The 23244-nt window shown below is 67.4% G+C and carries 23 protein-coding genes; 12 read left to right on the top strand and 11 right to left on the bottom strand.

The genetic code is table 11. The annotated features are described in order from the left end of the window. Positions 1–2 precede the first annotated feature (2 nt). The 6 genes from MHN80_RS04145 to MHN80_RS04120 all read right to left on the bottom strand — a co-directional run bounded on the left by MHN80_RS04145 (position 3) and on the right by MHN80_RS04120 (position 5966). On the bottom strand, positions 3–878 hold the full coding sequence (locus MHN80_RS04145) for an ABC transporter permease (RefSeq protein WP_101822296.1): 876 nt from the start codon (positions 876–878) through the stop codon (positions 3–5). A 136-nt stretch (positions 879–1014) separates the two neighbouring features. Then, positions 1015–2343 carry an alpha/beta hydrolase domain-containing protein gene (locus MHN80_RS04140; RefSeq protein ID WP_239399712.1) on the bottom strand — a complete coding sequence of 443 codons (1329 nt, stop codon included), beginning with the start codon at positions 2341–2343 and terminating at the stop codon, positions 1015–1017. Between the two features lie 8 nt (positions 2344–2351). Beyond that, positions 2352–2741 carry a carboxymuconolactone decarboxylase family protein gene (locus MHN80_RS04135; protein WP_101822293.1) on the bottom strand — a complete coding sequence of 130 codons (390 nt, stop codon included), beginning with the start codon at positions 2739–2741 and terminating at the stop codon, positions 2352–2354. Continuing rightward, entirely contained in the window at positions 2738–3619 is an 882-nt protein-coding gene (locus MHN80_RS04130; protein ID WP_239399710.1) for an NAD(P)-dependent oxidoreductase, read from the bottom strand. The genes MHN80_RS04135 and MHN80_RS04130 overlap by 4 nt, the downstream gene beginning before the upstream one ends. Then, a complete protein-coding gene (locus tag MHN80_RS04125; protein ID WP_101822289.1) occupies positions 3616–4356 on the bottom strand; it encodes an SDR family oxidoreductase in 741 nt (246 codons plus the stop codon). The genes MHN80_RS04130 and MHN80_RS04125 overlap by 4 nt, the downstream gene beginning before the upstream one ends. A gap of 143 nt (positions 4357–4499) precedes the next feature. Further along, a complete protein-coding gene (locus tag MHN80_RS04120) occupies positions 4500–5966 on the bottom strand; it encodes an aldehyde dehydrogenase (protein WP_239399708.1) in 1467 nt (488 codons plus the stop codon). Positions 5967–6030: 64 nt separating this feature from the next. On the opposite strand from MHN80_RS04120, the gene MHN80_RS04115 reads away from it, so the two are divergent. The 8 genes from MHN80_RS04115 to MHN80_RS04080 are packed head-to-tail and all read left to right on the top strand — an operon-like array spanning position 6031 to position 13002. Further along, complete coding sequence (locus MHN80_RS04115; RefSeq protein ID WP_033206302.1) at positions 6031–6612, top strand: TetR/AcrR family transcriptional regulator; 582 nt, start codon at positions 6031–6033, stop codon at positions 6610–6612. Further along, the gene (locus tag MHN80_RS04110; protein ID WP_239399706.1) at positions 6612–7856 is read left to right on the top strand and encodes a cytochrome P450; all 1245 of its coding nucleotides are present in this window, start codon (positions 6612–6614) and stop codon (positions 7854–7856) included. The genes MHN80_RS04115 and MHN80_RS04110 overlap by 1 nt, the downstream gene beginning before the upstream one ends. Beyond that, positions 7856–8668, top strand: a complete 813-nt coding sequence (locus MHN80_RS04105) for an SDR family oxidoreductase (protein WP_239399704.1) — start codon at positions 7856–7858, stop codon at positions 8666–8668. The genes MHN80_RS04110 and MHN80_RS04105 overlap by 1 nt, the downstream gene beginning before the upstream one ends. Beyond that, entirely contained in the window at positions 8665–10032 is a 1368-nt protein-coding gene (locus tag MHN80_RS04100) for a cytochrome P450 (protein ID WP_033206296.1), read from the top strand. Before MHN80_RS04105 ends, MHN80_RS04100 begins: the two co-directional genes overlap by 4 nt. Beyond that, complete coding sequence (locus MHN80_RS04095; protein WP_004022803.1) at positions 10032–10223, top strand: ferredoxin; 192 nt, start codon at positions 10032–10034, stop codon at positions 10221–10223. The genes MHN80_RS04100 and MHN80_RS04095 overlap by 1 nt, the downstream gene beginning before the upstream one ends. A gap of 53 nt (positions 10224–10276) precedes the next feature. Next, the gene (locus tag MHN80_RS04090) at positions 10277–10822 is read left to right on the top strand and encodes a hypothetical protein (RefSeq protein WP_033206330.1); all 546 of its coding nucleotides are present in this window, start codon (positions 10277–10279) and stop codon (positions 10820–10822) included. A 6-nt stretch (positions 10823–10828) separates the two neighbouring features. Further along, entirely contained in the window at positions 10829–12097 is a 1269-nt protein-coding gene (locus MHN80_RS04085) for a Stf0 sulfotransferase family protein (RefSeq protein ID WP_239399702.1), read from the top strand. Beyond that, positions 12094–13002, top strand: a complete 909-nt coding sequence (locus MHN80_RS04080; RefSeq protein ID WP_239399700.1) for an SDR family NAD(P)-dependent oxidoreductase — start codon at positions 12094–12096, stop codon at positions 13000–13002. Before MHN80_RS04085 ends, MHN80_RS04080 begins: the two co-directional genes overlap by 4 nt. 240 nt (positions 13003–13242) lie before the next feature. Here MHN80_RS04080 and MHN80_RS04075 read toward each other — a convergent pair whose 3' ends face one another. Then, complete coding sequence (locus MHN80_RS04075) at positions 13243–14247, bottom strand: NAD-dependent epimerase/dehydratase family protein (RefSeq protein ID WP_239399698.1); 1005 nt, start codon at positions 14245–14247, stop codon at positions 13243–13245. A gap of 3 nt (positions 14248–14250) precedes the next feature. After that, entirely contained in the window at positions 14251–15297 is a 1047-nt protein-coding gene (locus MHN80_RS04070; protein ID WP_239399697.1) for a phosphotransferase family protein, read from the bottom strand. 268 nt (positions 15298–15565) lie between these two features. Between MHN80_RS04070 and MHN80_RS04065 the strand changes: the two genes are divergently transcribed. Further along, the gene (locus MHN80_RS04065) at positions 15566–16429 is read left to right on the top strand and encodes a mycofactocin-coupled SDR family oxidoreductase (RefSeq protein ID WP_004020612.1); all 864 of its coding nucleotides are present in this window, start codon (positions 15566–15568) and stop codon (positions 16427–16429) included. Positions 16430–16445: 16 nt separating this feature from the next. Here MHN80_RS04065 and MHN80_RS04060 read toward each other — a convergent pair whose 3' ends face one another. From MHN80_RS04060 to MHN80_RS04050, 3 genes are all read right to left on the bottom strand, one after another. After that, positions 16446–17570, bottom strand: coding sequence for a TIGR03857 family LLM class F420-dependent oxidoreductase (locus MHN80_RS04060; RefSeq protein WP_239399695.1), 1125 nt, complete (start codon positions 17568–17570; stop codon positions 16446–16448). Continuing rightward, a complete protein-coding gene (gene fadD1 / locus MHN80_RS04055) occupies positions 17567–19156 on the bottom strand; it encodes a fatty-acid--CoA ligase FadD1 (protein WP_239399693.1) in 1590 nt (529 codons plus the stop codon). Before fadD1 ends, MHN80_RS04060 begins: the two co-directional genes overlap by 4 nt. A 101-nt stretch (positions 19157–19257) precedes the next feature. After that, the gene (locus MHN80_RS04050; protein ID WP_239399691.1) at positions 19258–19719 is read right to left on the bottom strand and encodes a hypothetical protein; all 462 of its coding nucleotides are present in this window, start codon (positions 19717–19719) and stop codon (positions 19258–19260) included. A gap of 103 nt (positions 19720–19822) precedes the next feature. Here MHN80_RS04050 and MHN80_RS04045 point away from each other — a divergent pair, with 103 nt between their 5' ends. The 3 genes from MHN80_RS04045 (at position 19823) to MHN80_RS04035 (ending at position 23200) form a co-directional block, all read left to right on the top strand. Next, the gene (locus MHN80_RS04045; protein ID WP_239399689.1) at positions 19823–20734 is read left to right on the top strand and encodes a PaaI family thioesterase; all 912 of its coding nucleotides are present in this window, start codon (positions 19823–19825) and stop codon (positions 20732–20734) included. Between the two features lie 449 nt (positions 20735–21183). Next, positions 21184–21984 carry a TIGR03084 family metal-binding protein gene (locus MHN80_RS04040; RefSeq protein WP_239399687.1) on the top strand — a complete coding sequence of 267 codons (801 nt, stop codon included), beginning with the start codon at positions 21184–21186 and terminating at the stop codon, positions 21982–21984. 49 nt (positions 21985–22033) lie between these two features. Beyond that, positions 22034–23200 (top strand): acyl-CoA dehydrogenase family protein, encoded by a 1167-nt coding sequence (locus MHN80_RS04035; protein ID WP_275447359.1) that lies wholly within the window; start codon positions 22034–22036, stop codon positions 23198–23200. Positions 23201–23244 lie beyond the last annotated feature (44 nt).

Below are 23244 nucleotides of genomic sequence, written 5' to 3'. Positions count from 1 at the left end.
CCTCACCTTCCTTCGAATCCGTTGCGCCACGACAGGAATCGGCGCTCGAGTAGCCGCACGGCGATGTCGGTGAGCAGTCCGAGTGCCGCATAGATGACCAGGACCAGGAAGATCTGATCGGTCCGGAGGTACTCTTTGGCGTCGTTCATCAGGAAGCCCAAACCGACCGGAGTGGTCTGCATCTCGGCGACGACAAGGACGAGCCAGCCGATGCCGAGTGCCTGCCGCAGACCGACGAAGATCTGCGGCAGTGCGCCCGGCAGGACGACATATCGAACGAGTTCGAAGCGCGTCAGTTCCAGCGATTCGGCGGCTTCGACGAGCTTTTGGTCCACTCCCCGGATCCCGGCGAGAAAGTTGAGATAGATGGGGAAGATCGGGGCGACGATGATCAAGGCGATCTTGAACGAGTCGCCGATCCCGAACCAGATGATGAAGACCGGGACGAGGGCGACGGCGGGCATCATCCGCAGCACCTGGACCGGTGCATTGACCAGGTCCTCGGCCACCTTGAAAAGCCCGGCGGCCGCGCCCAGTACCGCGCCGATGGCGATTCCGATCGCCAGCCCGATCGCGACGCGACGTCCCGACGCGGCCAGGTGGGTCCAGAGTTCACCGGTGCTGATCAGGTCCCACCCCGCCTCGAGAACCTCGGTGGGCGCGGGAGTCGTCGTACCGAGCCATCCGCGCGCACCGAGCTGCCAGATGACGACCACCAGGATCAGCCCGATGGACTGGCGCAGTGTGCGAGTCGCGGCGTGACGGGTGAGCCGTCGCCGACGCGCCCGTGCCGCCAGGCCGTCGGACGGCACGTCGACGGGCCCGGCCGCGGACGGGCCGGATGCGACACCGACCGGTGTCGTGAGTTCTAGAGTCATCGAAATCCGCCTGGGAGAGGGGCTGGCAGGACTTCTGGGACGCTACTGAGAACTCGACCCCGTCGGCACCGTTGGAGTCATGGTGATTTTCAAACCACCGCGCGCCGAGAGTGATCGGCGGACGGTCGGTTCGGGTTCAGTCCGGGATCAGTTCCGGGTGGGCGTCGGAGAGCAGCTCGTCGCGGTCCTCGGTGAGCACGAATCCGCCCGCGATCGCGGAGTCGGCGGCATTCCGGTAGTGCTTCTCGTACTCATCGCGCGTTCCATACCGCGCCACCAGATCGGCGGCGGGGACCGGTGATGTCGTTCCGAACAACAGACAGATCCGGGAGACCGGGTCGGCGACGATCCCGCTGAGGACCTGGGTAGGCGCGTCGACACATGGTGTGCGAACCCCGCCCCGGACATTGCCCATGTCGTCGAGCTCGAAGACGGGGTCGATGCCGCCGGCATCCCGGAGAGCCAGAGGTTCGGCAACCGGAGGCGGATCGCCCCCTTCGGCCCAGGACCGAAGGTGTCGCAACGCCGATCGCAGGACGAACCGCTGCTGGCCCCGGTTGACGGGGTCGGGGCAGCCGAGGAATTCCTCGAAGTCGCCGACCTGGTGGAGATCGGCGTGGGCCGTGCCCGCCATCTCCCACACGCGGAGCCGATCGGAGTCCGGTTGCCGCACGGCGTGATAGCGGAAGTTGGTCAGGACGTCGGTTTCGGTCTGCACCACGAAGACCGGTGCGTCCAGGTCGGTGCGGATCGTGGTGGGTTCGCGGTCGAAGACGGTCGCCACGTCTATACCCGAACCGACTGCGCCGGCGGGCAGTCCGGCGGCCGCACGGCTGTGGATGAGGTATCCGTCGAAGGGCGCCGCATCCGGGCCGATGATGTTGACATAGGTCGTCAGAGCCATCGCCGATTGTGACTCGCCGACCGCGAGCACGGTGGGGACCGGCAGACCCTCGAGCGGGTGGCCGCCGGCGGCGGTCTCGCGAACGGCCCGCCCGACGGAACTGAAGATGTCGTAGCAGTACGCATCACCGGGGTGCCGTAGGCCCGCATACCGTTCCGGGTCCTTCGTGGCCAGGCTCTGCGGGGCACCGGTGTCCACACCGACCGAACCCGCCCCGCCCTCGACGCCGACGTACTGCGCCGACACGCCCACCCATGCGTGCCCGGCGCGAACGAGTTCGGCCGCCACATAGGAGTATTCGGGTGCGGCGTCGGCACCACTGCTGACGTTCAGCCACTCGACGACGACACAGCCGCTGAACGCCGCGGCGTCCGCGGGTCGACGGACGACGATCCGGGTCGTGAACCCGGCGGCCGGCGCGCCGGTCTCGCCGACGACCGAGTCGGCGGTCCCGGACGCCGCGTACTCGGTGTCGGTGTATCCGGCGGCGACGAGGTCGGGCAGGGGTGAGGCGCTCAGCAACGAGCATCCGTTGCCGCCGCCCAGGACACGAAAACGCATGAGTCGGCTCACTTCTTCTTCCGGTGCTGCTTGATCACCTCGCCGAACATGAAGTGCATCTTGGTGCCCTGCGGCCAGCCGACGTAATAGCAGAGGAAGAGACTGATCTCCTCGAGCTGCTCGGGCGTGAGCTCCCCGTTGCCGAGGGCGGCACCGGCCTGGATCTCGGCGACGTCGATGTTGTTGCTCGCGGCCAGCGCACCGAGCAGGAGCAACCGGCGGTCACGGTTGGACAGGCCCTCCCGGGCCCACACGTTGCCGAACACCTGGTCGGCGGTGTGCGCGAAGTAGTCGCCGGGACCGTCGCTCACCTCCCAGCCGTACACCTCGGACATCTTGGCGAGGCCACGCCTGCGCGCCTCGTCGGGTGCGTCGTCGGAGACGTTGGATCGGGTCATGCTGGTTCTCCTTCGAGGTGGGGGACACCGAGCCCCGCGGCCAGATCCCGCAACGCGAGCCGCCCGAGAGGTAGATCGACGCCGAGCTCGTCGCCGAGCGCGAGTGCGAGCGCCAGGTCCTTCTCGCCCAGGGTACGGACGCCGGTGAGGATGCCGTACCAGGGATCGTCGGCCGGCACCGGAGCGGTGGTGTCGCGCAACATGATCGCCCCGGCTCCGCCGGTCACGGCGTCGGAATGGCGGACGACCTTGCCGAGCTTGGTGATGTCGATGCCGGCGGCCTCGGCCAGGCGCGCGGCCTCGGTGGTCGCGGTGAACGAGATGAAGTGAAGCAGGTTGCGGGCCAGCTTCATCCGGGTGCCCGCACCGACCTCGGGACCCGCATGGACGAGCATGTCCGCGGTGAGCGCGAACGGTTCCTTCAACTTCTCGTAGGCGGCGCGGGGACCGCCGACCATGATCGCGAGGCGGCCCGACGCCGCGCCCATCGCGCCACCGGAGATCGGGGCGTCGAGGAGCGTGACCTCCCGTGCCGCGCACTGTTCGGCGAGCTCGACGGCGGTTTCCGGCGCGATCGTCGAGTGGACGGTGATGACGGTGCCCGGGCGAGCTGCCGCCAGCAGTCCGTCCGGCCCGGTGATCACCGAACGCACCTGGGCGTCGTCGAGGACGCAGATGCCGATGATATCGGTCGTCGAGGCGAGGTCGGCGAGCGATTCCGCAGCGGTGGCGCCCTTCTCGACGACCTTCGCGATGGCCTCGGACGACAGGTCGAACACCGTCAGCCCGCCGGCCCAGGCGGCCAGACTCCCGGCCATCGGCCCACCGATGTTGCCGAGTCCGACATACCCCAGACGGATGGGGGACGACTCACTCATGAGCGGATGACCTGGCCGCCGTCGACGTTGAAGATCTGGCCGGTGATCCACCCGGCCTCGTCGGACAGCAGGAACAGGCACATCCCGACGAGGTCCTCGGGGGTGCCGAAACGCTTCAGCGGCAGCCGGTTCACGATGTCGGCGACCATCTCCTTGGGCGTCGTGGTCCGGGTGGCCTCGGTGTCGATGGGGCCGGGGGCGATCGCGTTGACACGGATGTTCTGCCCGCCGAGCTCGGTGGCGAGCTGCTGGGTCAGACCGTTCACCCCGACCTTGGCCAGACCGTAGAAACCGCTGTACAGCCATGCGGCGGTCGAGGACTGGTTGACGATGGCGCCGCCGCCGTTGGTCATGTGCGGGTAGACCGCGCGGGTCACGTTGAGCGCGCCGTCGAGGTTCACGCTCATGAACTTCTTGTAGTAGTCCCAGGGCACGGTGATGAGAAAGTCGAGCTTCATCCCGCCGTAGATCGCGGCGTTGTTGACCAATCCGTCGATCGAACCGTAGGCGTCGACGGTGGCGGCGGCGAGTGCCTTCGCGGAATCTTCGTCGGCGACATCGGTGCTGACGTAGAGCCCGCCGATGTCGGCGGCGACCTGCTTGCCCTTCTCGTCGGCGAGGTCGGCGACCACGACGTTCGCGCCCTCCGCGGCGAGCGCACGTGCATACGCCTCACCGATCCCGCCGGCCGCGCCGGTGACGATGATGGTCTTGTTCTCGAAACGCTTGGAACTCATTGTCCTGCTTTCTGTATGGTTGATGGCTGGCCCTTCGTGGCTCGCAAGGTCTCTCACCAGGCCCTTCGAGGCTCGTCGCTTGCGCTCCTCGCACCTCAGGGAGCAGTGGTTTGCGGTTCTTTCGGATTTGGGAGCGGGGTGGGTCACGCGGGGCGGGCGACGGCCTTGGTCTCCAGGTACTCCGCGAAACCGGCGACGCCCATCTCGCGGCCGATTCCGGACTGTTTGAAACCGCCGAACGGGACGTCGGCGGAATACCAGATGCCGCCGTTGACGCCCATCGTCCCGGTGCGTACTCCGTTGACCACCTTGTTGATCCGCTCCTCATCGGTCCCGTAGACCATGCCGGACAGGCCGTACGGCGAGTCGTTGGCGATGCGGATGGCGTCGTCGTCGCCGTCGTGGGGGATGATGACCAGCACCGGCCCGAAGATCTCCTCCTGCGCGACGCGCGCCGAGTTGTCCAGTCCCGAGATCAGGGTCGGCTCGACGAAGAATCCAGCGGGTTTGTCGGCGGGGCGGCCACCCCCGATCTCGATGGTGCCCCCTTCGCTGGTGGCGAGTTCGATGTACGACTCGATGCGCTGACGCTGCCGCGCGGAGATGACCGGTCCGCAGATGGTGCCGCCGTCGGTCGGGTCCCCGGCGGGCAGCCCTGCCATCGCGTCGCGGGTCGCGGTGATCGCCTCGTCGAGTGCGGTGCGCGGCACCACGAGACGCGTCGTGATCGCGCACCCCTGGCCGGCATGGGTGACGACGTTGAACGCGGCCATGGCGCAGGCGGATCCGATGTCGGCGTCGTCGAGGACGATGAAGGCCGACTTGCCGCCGAGCTCGAGAAACACCTTTTTCAGTGACTCGGCGGCGGCTGCCATCACCTTCTTGCCCGTGGCGGTCGAGCCGGTGAACGAGACCAGGTCGACGCGGGGGTCGGTGCTGAGCTGGGCGCCGAGCTGGTGGTCGGTCGAGGTGACGATGTTGAGGACGCCCGGCGGGAAGTCTGTCTCTTCGGCGACCACCTTGCCGACGAGCGCTGCGCACCACGGGGTGTCGGGTGCGGGCTTGAGCACCACCGTGCACCCGGCGGCGAGCGCGGGTCCGATCTTGGCGAAGTTGATCTGGTGCGGGAAGTTCCACGGGGTGATCGCGCCGACGACCCCTACGGCCTCCGAGCGCAGTTCGCGGTGGTTTTTCAACCCCATCGGCTTCGCGGTGCCGAGGTCGCTGGTCCACTCGTAGCTCTCGGCGAGGTCGGCGAAGTAGCCGAGATCCGTCACCGGTCCCTCGAACTGCGGGCCGTGGGTGAGGAACGACGGGCACCCCACCTCGGCGATCGTGAGGTCGCGGAGTTCGTCGCCGTGGGCGAGCAGTGCGTCGCGCAACTGACGCAGACAGCGAGCGCGGAAGGCGTGATCGCGCGACCAGTCGGTGGTGTCGAACGCGGTACGCGCGGCCGCGATGGCGGCATCCATGTCGGCCGCGGTGGCGTCGGCCGCCTGCCCGATGACCTCCTCGGTCGCGGGATTGACGACGTCGAAGACGCCGCCGCTCCCGGGGGTGAGCTTGCCGTCGATCAACAGATCCGACGCGGATACGGGGCGAAGAGGCATGAGCTGGAACTCCATCTGGACAGGTGTCTGGACTCGCGTTCAAAGCTAGTGTAGCGTGGCTCACATGTCCAGCCCCGTGTCTCAGGAATCCACTCGTCGCCGGCTGACCCAGCAGCAGGCGGAGACGGTCACACGCCTCACCGATGCTGCGGTCGACGTGCTGAACGCCGAGGGTTTCGACGGTCTCACCGTGCGGTCGGTGGCCAAGATCGCCGGGGTCGCGCCGGCCACCGCGTACACGTACTTCTCGTCGAAGAGTCACCTCGTCGCCGAGGTGTTCTGGCGTCGTCTCTCAGCCGGGGTGCTCGAACCGGATCCCGGTGCGCCGCGGAGCGAGCGGGTCGCACAGGTGCTCCGCGAGGTCGCGCTGGTCGTGGCCGGCGAGGGCCAGCTCGGTGGTGCGGTGACCGTGGCCCTGCTGGGCAGCGACCCCGACGTCGAACACCTGCGCGTGCGGATCGGCGCATTCATCCGGCGTCGTCTCGCCGCCGCTCTCGAAGAGGACCCCGAGAACCCGGGCCCGCTGCTCGACGCACTGGAGATGATCTACTCCGGCGGGCTGGTCTACGCCGGCATGGGGCACATGACCTACGAGCAGACCTCCGAACGTCTTGTCGCAGCCGCACATCTACTGATGGAGAAGTGATGACCGAAACGACGACGGTGCCGGGGATGGAGCGCGAGCTCCCCTTCGACCCGTATGCCTATGGTTTCCACGAGGACCCCTATCCGACCTATTCCCGTCTCCGCGCGGAGGCCCCGGTCTACTACCACGGCGGGATGAACTTCTGGGCGCTCGCCGGACACGCCGACGTCCGGGCCGGATTCCGTGACACCCAACGACTCTCGAACAGCTGGGGCGTGTCGATGGACCCCTCGGCGTACGGTCCCGACGCGCACAAGTCGATGTCGTTCCTCGCCATGGACGACCCGAAGCACATGCGGATCCGCAAACTGGTCTCGAAGGGCTTCACGCCCCGCCGCGTCAACGAACTGACCGGCCGGATCACCGCTCTCACGCACCAGCACTGGAGCAAGTGCCTGGACAAGGGCGAATTCGACTTCGTGCACGACTTCGCCGCCCTGCTCCCGATGGACGTCGTGTCCGAACTGCTGGGTGTGCCCGAAGCCGATCGCACCCGGTTGCGCCACCAGTCCGACCTACTGCTGCATCGAGAGGACGGCGACCTCGACCTCCCCGAGGCGGCGGTGTACGCGTACATCGAACTGCACAAGTACTATTCGGAGCTCATCGCCGACCGCCGCAAGAACCCCGGCGAGGATCTGGTCTCGGCCCTCATCGCGGCCGAGATCGACGACGACGAGACCGGTGAGAAGACGAAGCTCACCGAGGACGAGATCGTCGGGTTCATGGTCCTGATGGTGGTGGCGGGCAACGAGACCACCACCAAACTGCTTGCCAATGCCCTGTATTGGGGCTGGCGCAATCCCGACGAGCTCGCCAAGGTCTTCGCCGACCCGAAAGTCGTCGTCCCGGACTGGACCGAGGAGACGCTGCGCTACGACAACTCGACGCAGATCGTCGTGCGGCGGGTGATCGAAGATGCCCCCTACGGCGACTTCGTCATCCCGGCGGGCGACCGCGTGCTCCTGCTCGTCGGTTCGGCGAACCGCGACGTCGAGGTGTTCGGCGCCGACGCCGACCGGTACGAGATCGGCCGCGACTGCAGCCAGGCCCTGATGAGCTTCGGTCTGGGCGCGCACTTCTGCCTCGGTGCGCACCTCGCGCGACTGGAGGCGAACATCGGCCTGACCGAGGTCGTGAAATCGATCCGGGCGGTGGACATCGATGCCGACAAGGCGGTGCGGGTCCACTCGGTGAACGTGCGCGGCTTCGCCGAGCTCCCGGTGAAGGTGACGGTGCGCTGATGGCTTTTCGACCCCATCCCGAGCGGCGACCGGTCCTGGTCGCGGGCGCGTCGTCGGGCATCGGCGCAGCCACCGCCGAATTCCTCTCCGCGGCCGGCCATCCCGTCGCCCTCGCCGCCCGCCGGGTGGCGAAGTTGCAGGAACTGGCCGACACGATCACCGCCGCCGGAGGTGAGGCCGTGGCAGTGCCGCTCGACGTCACCGACGAGCAGTCGGTGCTCGACTGCGTGGCGAAGGCCGAGGCCGCCCTGGGGCCGCTGGAGATCGTGGTCGCCGGCGCCGGTGACCTCGCGGTCGGTCTCTCCTACGAGACCGGCACCGACCACTTCGCGGATCAGATCAACATCCATCTCACCGGCGCCTACCGGATCTACCGCGCGGTGATCGGCGGCATGATCGACCGTGCGCGGGGCGATTTCGTGTTCATCGGGTCCGACGTCGCCATCCACCCCCGGCCGTGGTCGTCGGCCTACGTCGCGGCGAAGTCCGGCATCGACGGACTCGTCGCGACCATCCAGCTCGAACTCGAGGGGACCGGTGTGCGGGCCGGGGTCGTCCGTCCCGGACAGACCCTCACCGGCATGGGGATGAACCTGGATCCGACGACCACCGAGAACATGCTCAACGACTGGATCACACATGGTCTGGCCCGCCACGGCAATTTCCTCTCGCCCGAACACATCGCGCAGGCCGTCGCGGCGATGGTGACCATGCCGCGTGGGGCGCACATGCGGTCGGTCGAGGTGGAGGCCGAAGGCGCAGTCAGCGACAAGAAACGACAGGCAGTACAGGAGAAGGGGACGGATGGATGACCGCCATCACCGAATCAGGCCTGAAACAACCGAATCGCGTCTCGGGTGGCGAGGGCGAACACGGACATCTCGACGAACTCGCCACCGACCCGATCTCGCTGTTCTGGCGCGTCCGCGAGGAATGCGGTGACGTCGGCATGTTCCAGCTCGCCGACCGCGAGGTGGTGCTGGTCTCGGGATCGGCGGCGAGTGAGGAGTTCTTCCGCGCGCCCGAAGAGGATCTGGACCAGGCGGCCGCCTACCCGTTCATGACACCGGTGTTCGGTGAGGGCGTCGTGTTCGACACGAGTCCCGAGGAGCGGTCGAAGGCGATCCACAACTCGGCGCTCAAGGGCGCGCACATGAAGCAGCACGCGGTGACCATCCCCAACGAGGTCGAGCGGATCATCGCCGAGTGGGGCGACGAGGGGGAGATCGACCTGCTCGACTTCTTCTCCGAGCTGACGCTGTACACCTCGTCGTCGTGCCTCATCGGTCGGAAGTTCCGGGAGCGGCTCAGCGGGCACATCGCCCACCTGTTCCACGACCTCGAGAAGGGCACCGACCCGATCGCGTATGTGGACTACAAGGCCGACATCGAGAGCTTCCGCAAGCGCGACGAGGCCCGGGCCGAACTGGTCGAGTTCATCCAGGGCGTGATGGACGAGCGGATCGCGAATCCGACCGAGAACAAGGAAGACCGGGACCTGATGGACGTCCTCGTCCAGGTCGGTTTCGACGCGAACACCATCACCGGCATGTTCATCTCGATGATGTTCGCGGGCCACCACACGACGTCGGGCACCGCCGCGTGGACCCTCATCGAACTGTTGCGCAATCCCGACTACATGCGACGGGTGTACGAGGAGCTCGACGAGATCTACGGCGAGACCCCGCCCGGTGAGCGCCCGGAATACACTTTCGCGCACACCCGTCAGATGCCGCAGCTCGAGAACGCGCTCAAAGAAGCGCTGCGGCTGCACCCGCCGCTCATCATCCTCATGCGCGTGGTGCAGAACGACTTCCACGTCGAGGACTTCGAGGTGAAGGCCGGGCAGTCGATCGCCGTGTCACCGGCGATCTCCAACCGGCTGCCCGAGGACTTCCCCGAGGCGGACGCCTTCGACCCCGACCGTTACGACAAGCCGCGGCAAGAGGATCTGGTCAATCGGTGGACCTGGATCCCCTTCGGCGCCGGTCGTCATCGTTGCGTCGGTGCGCAATTCGCGATAATGCAGCTGAAGGCGATCTTCTCGGTGCTGTTCCAGAACTACGAGTTCGAGATGCTCCAGCCCCCGGAGAGCTACCGCAACGACCATTCCAAGATGGTCGTCCAATTGCAGCAGCCCTGTCGCGTCGCCTATCGCAAGCGTCAGGACGCGTGATGCGCGTCGAGGTGGACCTGGACCTCTGCCAGGGGCATGGGATGTGTGAGCTCGAGGCGCCCGAGGTCTTCGCCGCGCACACCGACCATGTGGAGATCCTCGACGCGACCCCTGACGAATCCCAGCGCGCCGAGGTCGAGGCCGGCGTGCACTACTGCCCGACCCAAGCCCTGCGGATCATCGAGGGCTGAATTCCCGATCACTTCCCACGCACGACCTGAACGACCGAATGAAGGTGGAACACATGTCTTTTGACCGTGCCGAACTCGACGAGATGAAAGAACGGTGGCTCGCCGCCAACATCGAGGCCGAGAAGGCTGGGGACTGGAAGCCCCTGGCCGACTTCTACACCGAGGACGCCACCTACGGGTGGAACTACGGCCCCAACAAGGACTTCATGGCCGTGGGTCGCGAGGAGATCCGCGAGCTCGCCCTCGGCCAGGAGATGGAAGGTCTGCAGGGGTGGGAGTATCCCTATCAGGCCTGGGTCATCGATGACCGGACCGGCGACATGATCGGACTGTGGAAGCAGATCTACGAGGGTACCCGCGAGGACGGCAGCCATTACGCGCTCGAGGGCATCCAGGGCAGCTGGTTCAAGTACGGCGGCAACTTCCAGTTCCGCTGGCAGCGTGACTTCTTCGACTACGGGAACGTTTCCGCGCTGTTCATCGAGATGATGAAGAACAACGCGATGAGCGAGCCGATGCTGAAGCGAGTGGAGAAGTCGGCGCCCGGAAACCTGCCGGGGTGGTACGACTTCGGCAAGGCCCCCGTCGCGTTCTGGTGAGCTGACATGACTTCCACAGCCCCGACCTATCAAGGTCTGAGTCAGGATCAGCTCGCCGTGCTCGTACCGGAACTGTTGTTGTCGGGCCAGATGATCGACCGCAGCGGGATGGCGCACCTCATCAGTGCTTTCGGCCGGGACGTGATGGGGAAGGTCGCCATCGAGGAGTGGATGGCGGCCAGCCCGGTCTACACGCACCGGATGCGTAGCGCTCTGGGGATCGACGGCGACGGCGTCGAGGACATGTTCAAGTGTCTGCAGCTCGACATCGGTGCGCCGCCGCAGTTCATGGACTTCCGCTACCGGATCGACGACGAGTACCACGGTTCCTTCGTGCTCGATCACTGCGGCGCCCTGCTCGACGTCGAACCGCTCGGTGACGACTACGTGACCACCATGTGTCACGACATCGAGGACCCCACCTTCGACGCGACGGCCATCGCCACCAATCGGCGCGCGCGGATCCGTCCGGTCCACCGGCCGCCGCGCCGTCCGGTCGATCGCACGCCGCACTGCGAGTGGACGGTCACGATCGAACCGGATCGTGACGAGTTGCCGCTGCCACCGGATTCGGTGGACATGTTCGAGACCCGGGCGGGGCAACTCGTCCTGTCGGCCATCGACACCACCGCGTCCGACGGCTGGGTCGACTACCGCGGTCCGCTCGTCGAGGACCTGCAGTTCGCGGAGTGGTCGACGTCGGCTCTGGTGCGGGTCGCCGAAGAGGTTGCGCTGCAACACCAGCTGTTGTCGCTGGGCTTTCTGGTCAGCGTGCGTCGGTACGCCGAGAGCGACGCGCAGGCCATCGAGATCTTCCGTAAGCAGTTGACCGGCATCGCCGGACTCGCCGCCGACCGGATTCGGGTCGCGCTCGGCGTGTCCACCGACGCCGCCGGTCTCGCGCAGGTGCTCGCCCTGCACCCGTGTTTCGGCCCGGCCCAGTACACCGGGCTGACCGCCGAGGCCGACGAGGACACGGTCGTCGTCCGCATCCCCCGGGATTCCGAGGCGATGACCGACGGCGGCTGGACGTCCATCCTCGATGTCGACCACATCGAGCCACTGCAGGCTGCCGCCACCGCTGTCGATCCGTACCTCGTCGTCGCGGATGCGATCGAAGCCGACGGCGATCTCGTCGTCCGGATCACCAAGGCGGACAGTCCGCAGAAGGAGTACGGCGAGGTGGCCGTCGCGCGCTTCAGCGGGGGTGCGAGTTTCGAATTCGTCGACCGCGGGCGGTCGCTCCCGATCACGCCGGTGGGCAGCTCGGCGTGACCTCCGGCGACGGCTGGTCACCCGGTGGTGCGGGACTCGGGGGTCGGGTCGCCGTTGTCGCGGGGGCGACCCGGGGTATCGGTCTCGCCGTCTCGTACGCGCTGTCGGGCCAGGGGGTCTCGGTCGTCGTCAACGGCCGGGATTCGCAGGCCGTCGCCGACACGGTGGCCGAGATCCGCGGGGGCGGAGGCTACGCCGTGGGCGTGCCCGGCTCCGCGGGCGATGACGGGGTGGCCCGGACGATGGTCGAGACCGCACTGACGGAATTCGGCGCCCTCGACATCGCCATCAACTGTGCCGGCATCGCCGAACCACCCGGGTCGACGGTCCTGACGATCTCCGCGGAGGAGTTCCGCGCCCAGGTCGACGCGCATCTGATGAGCGCCTTCCACCTCCTACAGGCCGCGGGAAGGGTGTTCGTCGAGCAGGGGTCGGGGTCGGTCGTGCTCACGGGTTCGGCCGCGTCGCTCGGAATGTTCGGTGGCAGTGGTTATCCGGCCGCCAAGGGTGGCGTCAACGCGCTCGCCCTCGCCGCAGCCGCCGACCTCCGGGATCACCGGGTACGCGTCAATGTGGTGATGCCGGGCGCGAAGTCGCGATTGTCCTCGGGTGACGACTACGTCGCCCACATCGAAGGACTCCACCGGCGCGGGATACTCGACGATCTCACGCGTGACGCGGCACTCGATCCCGCCCCACCCGAGTACGTCGCACCGCTGTACGTGTTCCTGTCCAGCGACGCGGCCGAGCACGTGACCGGTGAGATCTTCAGCGCTGCGGGAGGTTTCATCGGCCGATTCGAGTCGCAGCAGGCGGGCTTCGTCGCCTACCGCGACCACAAGGACACCTCGCCCTACAGCCTGGACGAACTCGCCGGCATCCTGGCGCGGCCTGCTGAGCGGTGATCCGAGGGATACAGAACACTGCTCCCCAAGCCGAGAGAACCACACACCCTGCTCCCTGAGGTGCGAGCGAAGCGAGCCACGAAGGGCTCAACAACCCGGGTCACCAGGCCCTTCGAGGCTCGTCGACCTCGACGCGCTCCTTCGTCGCTTGCTCGGCCCGGCGGCTATCGCTCCTCACACCTCAGGGAGCAGAGGGGGCGGTTCTTTCGGATAGGAGGAGAGGGGTACGCTTCCTTCGGTTCAGAAGGCACTGCCCTTTCGCCCCGCGCGGCGCTCGAGCCAGAAGCGGGCACCATCGGCGATGGCGTCGGTGACCGGCCGGGGATGCCAACCGAGGTCACGTTCGGCCTTGCCGTGATCCATCTCGGACATGACGTGCATCAGACGAACCGACGGGATCGTCAGCTGCACGGGACGTCCGGTCAGGGCGGCCCGCGCGGAACCCGCCGCGCCGCAGGCATAGAGCGCGGTCCTGTTCAGCACCAGTCGTGGGGGTGGGCGATCTGCCGTTGCCGCCGCGATCGACACGACCTCGCCGGTGTCGATCGAGCGCTCGGAGACGATGTAGCGTTCGCCCACCTCGCCATGATCGGCCGCGAGGTGGAGCGCCGACGCCGCGTCGTCGATGCCGACGGACTCGGCGCGGCACCCGCGAATGCTGAACGGCAGCTTGCCGAGTGCCGCACCGGCGACGAACGCGCCATGTGGTGTGGGCTGCCAGTCGCCAGGGCCGTAGGTGTTGGCCACGCACATGGCGACCGCGGGCACCGCGCCGTCCCGGGCCCGCTGCAGCACCAGGTTCTCGGCCGCCACGCGGCTCTTGACGTAATCGGGTGCCTGTCGCGACCAGTTGAACCGATCGGCTTCGGTCGCCGGGCGACCCCGAACCCGACCGATGGTGGCGATACTGCTGGTGAACACGAACCTGCGCAACGACTGCCGGGCGGCGACGTCCAGCACCGACCGCAGCGCATCGACGTTCGTGCGGTAGAGCGGAGTGGCATCGCGCAACCATGCGCGGGTGTCGACAGCGCAGTGGAACACCACCTCGCAACCGCGCATGGCTCGCTCGAGGGATGCGTCGTCGAACAGATCGCCGGTGACGTGTTCGACGTCGAGCCCGGTGAGCGATCGGAGGTCACTCGTCGAGCGGGTCAGAACGCGGACGTCGTCGCCGGAGTCGATCAGTCGGCGCACGAGGCGGGAGCCGAGGAATCCGTTGCCGCCGATGACGAGTGACGGCACGGGTCAGAGACCGCCGGGGATGAGATCGTCGATGGCGGCGGCGCTGCGGGACAGCATGGCGTCGAACATCGCCGTGCCACGCTCGGTGGGTTGCGCAGCGGCGGAACCGAAGACGATGATGAGCGGTGCCTGGATCAGGTTGCCGACATAGTCGTCCCAACATTCGTCGAGCGTGTAGTTCTCGACACCCGCGGTGACCAGCGCGCGATGATACGACGCCACGATGCCGCGTTCGTGTCGGCGACGGTCCTCGGTCGTCAGGCTGGTGCTCAGCAGGAAGGCGATGTCCCGGAGTGGGTTGCCGGTGGTGATGGTCTGCCAGTCGATGACCGTGACCTCGCCCACCGGCCCGAAGAGAATGTTGTCGACGCGCAGATCACCGTGGATGAGGGCGGTGTTCGTCAATGGTGCGACGAGCCAATCGCCGGCCTCGCGGACCAGCCAGTCGATGGCCGACGACGACAGACCGTCGGGCGCGAACCGATCGCGATACAGCTCGGCCATGGGGCCGAGTATCGACTCCATCACCTCGCGATCGGAGGCGGTGGGCAGCGGGATCTCCGCCAAGAGAGTGGGGTCGTTCCATCGGGGTGCATGCAGGCCCGCGGCCGCGGCGGCGACCGACTCGGCCTGTGCGGCCGAACATCCGGAGATCTGGTCGCCCTGGACGGCGCTGCCCATGTCCTCGAGGAGCAGCACGAACTCGGTTCCCGCGTCGGAGATCGTCGTGGCGAAGCAGGTGGGCGTCGGCACGGTGAAACCCTCAGCGAGATCCCGGTAGAAGCGCACCTCGTTACGGAACACACCCGAGCCGAGCTCCCGTTGTGCGGCGTCCCCGGTTGCCAGCTTGGCGACGATTGTTTCCGGGATGTCCGACTCGCCAGCGTGATTCAATGTCAACCGGTACGAGCCGGCCATCTGTCCGGTGCCCACCGGTTCTGCGGTGATGGATTCGATGATCGTCGGGTGGCCGTTGCTCGCCAGCAGTTCCGTCAACCATGTAGGAGTCAGATCCTCGACGCAGATGGGGATCTCGGCGATCTCGGGCACGCGGGCATCCTTTCGACCGGCCGGCGGAAATGGCAGCGAGTGTGATGGCGCTCACGTCCGACCGTTGGTGCGACACTACCCAGTCGGTGGACTGGTGTCCAGCGATGCGTCCGGTCCGCGTCGTGCGGATCTCTGGCGAGCCACGGGGCCGCGTGCGGGCCCGGAAATCCATTCGGCCACATGGACGATGGTTCCGGTTTAGGATGCGTGGACGGCGCGCCGAGCCTGCCGCCCGGACCGCGAACGGCCCGACATCGAGGAGAACCGAGTGAGCACCAGACTCGACGGCAAGGTGGCACTGATCACCGGTGCGGCGCGAGGTCAAGGGCGGAGCCACGCCGTGCGAATGGCCGAGCAGGGTGCTGACATCATCGCCGTCGACATCTGCGACCAGATCACCACGGTCAACTACGCGATGAGCACGCCGGACGATCTGCAGCAGACCGCCAAGATGGTCGACGCCACGGACCGGCGGGTCATCGCCAAGATCGCCGACGTGCGCAGCCGCGACGCCCTGCAGGCCGCGATCGACGAGGCGGTGGCAGAGTTCGGACGACTCGACATCGTCGTCGCCAACGCCGGGATCAGCCCGCTCGGGCCCCAGAGTCCCTCTGTGACGTGGATGAACACCGTCGCGGTCAATCTCGGCGGCATCATCAACACGCTTGAGTTGTCGTTGCCGTACCTCGAGTCGGGGGCGTCCATCATCTGCATCGGATCGATGGCCGCGTTCATGCCGTCGTTCGAGTCCGCGCAGGCGGGGCCGGGCGCAGGCGGTTACGGTCATTCCAAACGCGCGGTCGCTCGGCTCGTCAACGACCTGGCGCGTCATCTGGCGCCGAAGGGCATCCGCGTCAACGCGATTCATCCCGGAAACGTCGACACCGCGATGGTCCACCACGACGAGATCTACCGCCTGTTCCGACCGGACCTGGACAAGCCGGCATATGACGACGTCAAGGACGTGTTCGCGGCGCTGCACGCGATGCCGGTCGATCTGCTCGCACCGGAGGACGTCACCGAAGCAGTCCTCTATCTGGCCTCCGACGCCGCCAGATTCGTGACGGGCCAACAGATGCGGGTGGAGGCCGGTGCGCTCCTGAACTCGGTGCCGCCCGGCGTTCCGGACTGAACGAGAGCCGGCGCAACTACGGGGCGTGGATCGCACCCGGATTCACGGGCAGCGCAGGCAAGTCGGGTCGCAGAGTCCGATAGGCGTCGACCACCGGCAGCAGTTCCGACGGAGCCGCGCCGTGCATGATGACCGAGTCGACGCCGAGCTCGAACTGCCGGGCGATCGCGGCAGCGCAGTCCCTCGCGCCACCGACCGCGCTGTCGGCGATCCAGGACGCCGGGATGACCCCGGCGAGCTCGGACAGTTCCTCGACCGCCGCGGTGGCGTCGATCGGCCCGCGCGCTCCGGCGAAAGCCGCACTGCCACGGACACGGTCGAGGTCGTCGGCGTCCCACCCGTTGGCCCTCATCAGCACATCCGGATAGCCCTGTAGATAGGTCGCGAGTCGGCCGTACAGCCGACGTAGGCGGTCCGCGTCGTCGAAATGGTCGGGGACAGTTGCCAGCACGGACCAGATCCGTATCGCCGCCGGATCCCGCCCGGCCTGTTCGGCGGCGTCGCGGACGGTCCGAACCGCAGTGCTGGTCGCCTCGTCGGAGAAGAAGGTGTGGAGCACCACGCCGTCGGAGATGTGGCCGGCCAGCCGTAAGGTGTTGGGCGACATGGTCACCAGCATGATGGGGACCGGCGGCACGGCGACACCCAGATTGAGGTAGTCGTACTTGCCGAGCGGGCCGTCGTGCCCGAGGATCATCTCCCCACGCCACAGCGTCCGTAGGACACCCACCGTGTCGGTGAGCTGGGCACTGGTCACATCGGGCACGCCGAGCACCTGCCACTGCGCCGCGAACCCGCGCCCCAGACCGAGGGCGAACCTGCCGCCGGTCATCGTCGAGAGGGTGGCGCCCATGGACGCGGTGATGATCGGATGCCGCGTGTTGTGGTTGGTGGCGGCGGTGGCGATGCCCATGCGACGGGTTGCTGCCGCGAGACCGCCCGCCAGCACGGCGGCGTCCTTCACGTTGAAGCGTTCGGAAACGAAAGCGGCGCCGAAACCCTCGCGATCGGCGAGCCGGGCCTCCTCCGCGAGCTCGGCCGGGTCGACCGGGTGGCGTGAGAGCGCGTAGTAGCCGAGCTCGGGTAACAACGACGCCTCGGCTGCCGGGGAATCGTGTTCGGACATCTGGGTGTCCGTCATGCGCTGGCGCCGACGGCTTCTCGATAGACGCGCGTTCGTGGCTCGCGGACCCACAGGGTGCCCGCGCCCGCGGTGGCCCCCTCTGCCTTGAGTGCGCGCTTGAGGATCTTGTTGGTCGCGGTCGAGGGCAGATCGTCGGCGATGCGTACGAACGAGGGCCAGGCCTTGGGCGACAGGTCCGCCTGCGCGGCGAGCTGTTCGGCGAAGGATTCGGGGGTGAGTTCGGCATCGTCCTGGAGCACCACGGCGGCCATCACCGCGTCGCCGACGTGCTCGTCGGGAACGGCATACACGGCAACCCTGTTGATCTCCGGGATGCGCAGCAGGATGCGCTCGATCGGTCCCGCGGCGATGTTCTCACCGTCGACTCGCATCCAGTCGCCGGTTCGTCCGGCCAGGTAGATCCAACCGTCGGCATCCTTGTAGGCGAGGTCGCCGGACCAGTACATCCCGTTGCGGAGTCGCTCGTCGGTCGCCTCGGAGTCGTTGTAGTAACCCATGAACATTCCGCCTCCCTCGATGTTCACGAGTTCGCCGATGGCGTCGTCGGAGTTGGACAGCGCCCCGCTGGCGTCGAATTCCGCTCGCGGACACTCGGTCATCGTCGCCGAGTTGTACACGGCCACATTGGGAAAACCCTTGCCGATCGATCCGTGCGGGGTGCCCGGTTCGCGCGTGATGATGATGGCCAGCTCGGTGGAACCGAAGCCGTCCCACACCGTACAGCCGAACCGTTCGGAGAAATCGTCGATGTCGCGGTCGGTGGCCTCGTTGCCGAAAGCCACTCGCAGGGGGTTGTCGGCGTCGTCGGGCTTCGGTTCGGTCGCGAGAATGTAGGCGAGCGGTTTGCCGACGTAGTTCATGTAGGTCGCGTTGTACCGGCGGATGTCGTCGAGGAAGGTCGATGCGGAGAACTTGGCCGGCGCGATCGCGGCGCCGCCGCAGAGCGCGACGCAGTACCCGCCCATGAGGGCGGCACTGTGGAACAGCGGCATCGACAGGTAGCAGACGTCGCCCGGGCCGATGTCGTACTTGTCGGCGAGCACCGGGCCCGCGAAGGGCATCATCATGTGCGCGAACTGCACCGGTTTGGGATTTCCGCTGGTGCCGGAGGTGAAGATCAGCATGTAGGTGTCCATCGCACCCGGCACCGAATGCGGGACCAATTCGCCTGCGCCGGAGAGCATGTCCGACCACTGCGCGGTGGAGGTGTCGAGCACGGTCACGCCGGGCAGATCCAGTCCGTCGAGAAGGGGCCGGTGGTCGGCGTCGGTGACGAGGATCTGACAGTCGGCACGCAGGATGTCGGCGGCGAGGCCGTCGCCGCGGCGGGTGTTGTTGATACCGGCCGTCACGTAACCGCCGAGTGCGCCCGCGGCCAGCGCGATCAGCATGTCGGGGGTGTTGCCGAGGAGCACCCCCACATGCATCGGTCGGGACGGGTCGGCGACGCCGAGGATCGCCGACGCATACCGGCCGGCGTCGTGGATGTATTCGCGCCAGGTCCACTGGCGACCCTCGTAGGTGATCGCGAGGTTGTCGTCGTCGGCACGTGCCTGCAGGAGCTGGGTGACTGTCTCGGCCATGCGGCCAAATCTAGAACGTGTTCACCCGACGTGTGTACAGATTTGCGGAATTGTCTACTGATGCGTCGGCCGGGGACGGTGAGCGTCCCCGGCCGGGCTGATCAGCGAGTGAACGAGCCGCTGCCCGGGACGACCGTGAAGGTCTGATCGCCCTTGCCGAGGATCGTCGTCCTGAACTCGATGGAACCCGTTCCGGTCACGACGTCGACGCCATCGGAGGGCCGGCCGTCGGTGCATGCGGCGAAGACCTCGTCCCCGGATGCACCGGTCGAGGTGTTCTTCCACGTGATCCCGACGCGTGCGTCCTTGAGGTTGGTGGCGCAGGCCTCGGTGGGAGTCGTGTTGAGGGAGATCAGGGTGACACCCGGCTCGGTGGCCGAGGCGAGGATGCTCGCCACGAATCCGCCGGTGACACCGTTGGAGCCGACGGTGACGCCGGCATTCGGGATCTGGTCCACGCTGAGGGGTCGTTCCGCGGGTGCCGCGAAGGCGGTTCCTGCTCCCGCGCCGAACGCTCCCACTGCCGCAATCGCCCCGATTGTTGCCACAGCCCTGCGTCGCATCTGTCTCTCCCGTCACTTTGGACACGTCTGGACCCAGAGTACGGGAGTGAGATTCGACTCTCCAACGTGAGATCGGCTGCACATCGCTGATACAAGGGATTTCATGAGCGAGCCGCACGATCCACTGTCCGCATTTCACCTCGGCGACATCTCGGTGTCGGAGTCCGGGGTGCGCGCCTCGCAGCAGCTGTGCCCGCGTTTCGCCGATCATCGCGGACTGATCGAGCTGCCGGCCCTCGCGGTGCTGTTCGACCACTGTGGCGGTATCCCGTTTCATGGCGTCCACGACGACCCGGCCGCGGCGACCCTCCAGGCGCGCCTGTCCATGTCGACCCATGGGCGCGCGGGCATCGGGGACCTGCTCGCGGCGTGCGCCGAAGTGGTCATGCACGACGACGCGTGGGGCTCGACGTCGGTCGAGATCCGCACCGGTGCCGGGGACCTCTGCTGTGTCGGGACCGCGCGAAACGTCCGCGTCGGTCGGGCGCCGACCGGTGCCACGCCGGCTGCCGAGCTGGGCCTGCCGACACCGCAGTGCGCCGACGCCGACGACATCGCCCTGCCCGAGCCGATCCCGGCCGCGTTGTCCGGGCGCGCCGTGGTCGACGAGATCGCGTCGAAGATGCGCGAACCCGGCCCACTCACCGACATGCTCAACGGCCGCGTCGAGGTGATCGACGGTCCCGCCGGCCGTGAGTCCGGTATTCGCTTCCGCAGTGCCACCGAGCCCTGGATGGGCAACATGTTCGGGACCATGCACGGCGGCGTCATCGCCACCATCGCCGGTCAGGCGGCATCGTTCGCCGGGCATCTCCATGCGGGAGCCGGGCAGGAGTACTCGATCGGGGACATGGCGATCGGCTTCTACCGCTCACCTGCTGTCGACGGCAGTGAGGTGGTGGTCGAGGTGACGCCGATCAAGCTCGGCCGGCGCATCTCGTCCTTCGAGGCGACGATGACCTCCTACGACGACGTCCTGCTCAGCCGCGCGACGGTCGACATCCACTACCGCTGATCGCAGCTGGGTCTCGGGCCGGCCGAGCAGCGTCGACCGAGCGGAGCGAGGCCGCCGCGTCCGTCGAGGTCACTTTCTTGTGCTCGGGTCGCCAGGTGGTTTCGACTCGGCGCCTCGACCTCGACGCGCTCCTTCGTCGCTTGCTCGGCCCGGCGGCTTCGCTCGGTGCCGGCTCAACCAGCGGTTGGGCCGTCGATCTACGAGCAGTGGGGCTGCCTGCTCAACCGGCGGTGGGGGCGCTCAACCAGCGGTGGGGGCGTCGATCGACGGGCATTGGTGGAGCTAATCTGCTGGCCGAGCAGCGTCGACCGAGCGAAGCGAGGCCGCCGCGTCCGTCGAGGTCACTTACTTGTGCTCGGGTCGCTGGGGTCGCCGGCTCGACCAGGGGTGGGCCCCAGAAACAATCAAGCGTGCTTGATTCTTTTGGGGACCTGTGTGAGGGTGATCGCATGTCTGATGGACAAGCGGCCGTGCTCGGCGTCGTCGCCGATCTCGAGGCCGAATCCGCGCAGCTCGACGCACTCGTCGCGGGTCTCGACGAAGCGGGCTGGGCCACCCCGACACCTGCGCCGGGATGGACCGTCGCCCACCAGATCGCTCATCTGGCGTGGACCGATGAGGTTGCCGCGATCGCGGTGACCGATCCAGACCGGTTCGCCCAGCTGCTCGGTGAGGCGGCGAGCAGTGTGGCGACCTACGTCGACGACGCCGCCGAGGCCGGTTCGGCCGCACCGGTCGGGGAGATCCTCGCGGGGTGGCGAGCCGGGCGCGAGCGTCTCGCCGATGCTCTGCGTGAGGTCCCGGCCGGCATGAAGGTCCCATGGTTCGGCCCGCCGATGTCCGCGGCGTCCATGGCCACGGCACGACTCATGGAGACCTGGGCGCACGGTCTGGACATCGCCGACGCGCTCGATGTCACCGTGTTGCCGACCGACCGGGTTCGCGGCGTCGCCCACATCGGCGTGCGCACGCGCGACTTCGCCTACCTCGTCAACGGTCGGACCCCGCCGGCCGAACCGTTTCACTACGCGCTCACCGCGCCGTCGGGCGAAGTGTGGACCTGGGGGCCGGCGGACGCGCCGAACGCGGTCCGCGGACCCGCACTCGACTTCTGTCAACTCGTGACGCAGCGCCGCGCGCTCGCCGACCTCGACCTCGAACTCACCGGCGACGACGCGGTCGAATGGTCCGGCATCGCACAGTGTTTCGCGGGACCGCCCGGCCGCGGACGCGAACCGCGATCGACCTGATACCGCACCGAACCACCCCATCCACCTCCCGGACCCGACCGACTGGAGAATGCCCGTGCCCATCGCCAATCCGATCTGGGAAACCCCGGAACGTCTCGAACTGCGTTCCACCGTGCGGCGATTCGTCGACAAGCACATCCTCCCGTTCCAGGACGACTGGGAGCGGGACGGGGCGATCCCGCGTGAACTGCACGTCGAGGCAGCCAAACTGGGCCTGTTCGGGCTCGGGGTCCCCGAAGAGGTGGGCGGCTCGGGTGGCGATCTGATCGACAGCACGATCCTCGGTGAGGAGCTGCATTACGCCGGCGCGGCCGGCGGCGTCTTCGCGTCGCTGTTCACCCACGGCATCGCGCTCCCGCACCTGATCGCAGCCGGCGACCCAGACCAGATCGATCGCTGGGTACGGCCCACGCTGGCAGGCGAGAAGATCGGCAGCCTGGCGATCACGGAACCGGGCGGGGGCAGCGACGTCGGCCATCTGACGACCAAGGCCGAGCGCGACGGTGACCACTACGTCGTCAACGGCTCCAAGACGTACATCACCTCGGCGGTCCGGGCAGATTTCGTCGTCGTCGCAGTCCGCACCGGCGGCCCGGGAGCAGGCGGCGTCTCGCTGTTGGTCGTCGAAAAGGGCACACCCGGGTTCTCGGTCACCCGCAAGCTGGACAAGATGGGCTGGCGCAGTTCCGACACCGCAGAACTGTCCTTCGTCGACGCACGGGTGCCGGTCACCAACCTCGTCGGAGCCGAGAACTCCGGATTCGCGCAGATCGCCACCGCGTTCGTCACCGAACGGTCCGGACTGGCGGTACAGGCCTACGCCAGCGCGCAACGGTGCCTCGACCTCACCCTGCAGTGGGCGCGTGATCGGGAGACCTTCGGCAAACCGATCATCGCCCGGCAATCGGTGCAGGACACACTGATCGAGATGGCCCGGCGCATCGACATCGCGCGGACCTACACGCGAGCCCTGGTGGAACGCAAGGTCACCTCCACCGACGACCTCATCGCCGAGGTGTGCTTCGCCAAGAACACCGCGGTCGAGGCCGGGGAATGGGTGGCGAACAAGGCCGTTCAGCTGCACGGCGGCCTCGGTTACATGACCGGAACCGAGGTCGAGCGACAGTACCGCGACATGCGCATCATCGGGATCGGCGGCGGCACCACCGAAATCCTCAACGGACTGGCCGCCAAGCGGCTCGGCTACCAGGCCTGAGCGTGCGAACAACCGCCAGTACGAAGTACATCGAAGCCTAGAAC

The sequence above is a fragment of the Gordonia sp. McavH-238-E genome, assembly GCF_022348225.1.
In the GTDB taxonomy this organism is placed as follows: Bacteria; Actinomycetota; Actinomycetes; order Mycobacteriales; family Mycobacteriaceae; genus Gordonia; species Gordonia terrae.
Note: the sequence above shows the minus strand (reverse complement) of the source record. Positions and strands in the feature narration are given on the sequence as shown.

Coding starts and splice junctions, on each gene's coding strand:
- MHN80_RS04145 (WP_101822296.1), bottom strand. CDS start 878: ATGACTCTAGAACTCACGACACCGGTCGGTGTCGCATCCGGCCCGTCC.
- MHN80_RS04140 (WP_239399712.1), bottom strand. CDS start 2,343: ATGCGTTTTCGTGTCCTGGGCGGCGGCAACGGATGCTCGTTGCTGAGC.
- MHN80_RS04135 (WP_101822293.1), bottom strand. CDS start 2,741: ATGACCCGATCCAACGTCTCCGACGACGCACCCGACGAGGCGCGCAGG.
- MHN80_RS04130 (WP_239399710.1), bottom strand. CDS start 3,619: ATGAGTGAGTCGTCCCCCATCCGTCTGGGGTATGTCGGACTCGGCAAC.
- MHN80_RS04125 (WP_101822289.1), bottom strand. CDS start 4,356: ATGAGTTCCAAGCGTTTCGAGAACAAGACCATCATCGTCACCGGCGCG.
- MHN80_RS04120 (WP_239399708.1), bottom strand. CDS start 5,966: ATGCCTCTTCGCCCCGTATCCGCGTCGGATCTGTTGATCGACGGCAAG.
- MHN80_RS04115 (WP_033206302.1), top strand. CDS start 6,031: ATGTCCAGCCCCGTGTCTCAGGAATCCACTCGTCGCCGGCTGACCCAG.
- MHN80_RS04110 (WP_239399706.1), top strand. CDS start 6,612: ATGACCGAAACGACGACGGTGCCGGGGATGGAGCGCGAGCTCCCCTTC.
- MHN80_RS04105 (WP_239399704.1), top strand. CDS start 7,856: ATGGCTTTTCGACCCCATCCCGAGCGGCGACCGGTCCTGGTCGCGGGC.
- MHN80_RS04100 (WP_033206296.1), top strand. CDS start 8,665: ATGACCGCCATCACCGAATCAGGCCTGAAACAACCGAATCGCGTCTCG.
- MHN80_RS04095 (WP_004022803.1), top strand. CDS start 10,032: ATGCGCGTCGAGGTGGACCTGGACCTCTGCCAGGGGCATGGGATGTGT.
- MHN80_RS04090 (WP_033206330.1), top strand. CDS start 10,277: ATGTCTTTTGACCGTGCCGAACTCGACGAGATGAAAGAACGGTGGCTC.
- MHN80_RS04085 (WP_239399702.1), top strand. CDS start 10,829: ATGACTTCCACAGCCCCGACCTATCAAGGTCTGAGTCAGGATCAGCTC.
- MHN80_RS04060 (WP_239399695.1), bottom strand. CDS start 17,570: ATGACGGACACCCAGATGTCCGAACACGATTCCCCGGCAGCCGAGGCG.
- fadD1 (WP_239399693.1), bottom strand. CDS start 19,156: ATGGCCGAGACAGTCACCCAGCTCCTGCAGGCACGTGCCGACGACGAC.
- MHN80_RS04050 (WP_239399691.1), bottom strand. CDS start 19,719: ATGCGACGCAGGGCTGTGGCAACAATCGGGGCGATTGCGGCAGTGGGA.
- MHN80_RS04045 (WP_239399689.1), top strand. CDS start 19,823: ATGAGCGAGCCGCACGATCCACTGTCCGCATTTCACCTCGGCGACATC.
- MHN80_RS04040 (WP_239399687.1), top strand. CDS start 21,184: ATGTCTGATGGACAAGCGGCCGTGCTCGGCGTCGTCGCCGATCTCGAG.
- MHN80_RS04035 (WP_275447359.1), top strand. CDS start 22,034: ATGCCCGTGCCCATCGCCAATCCGATCTGGGAAACCCCGGAACGTCTC.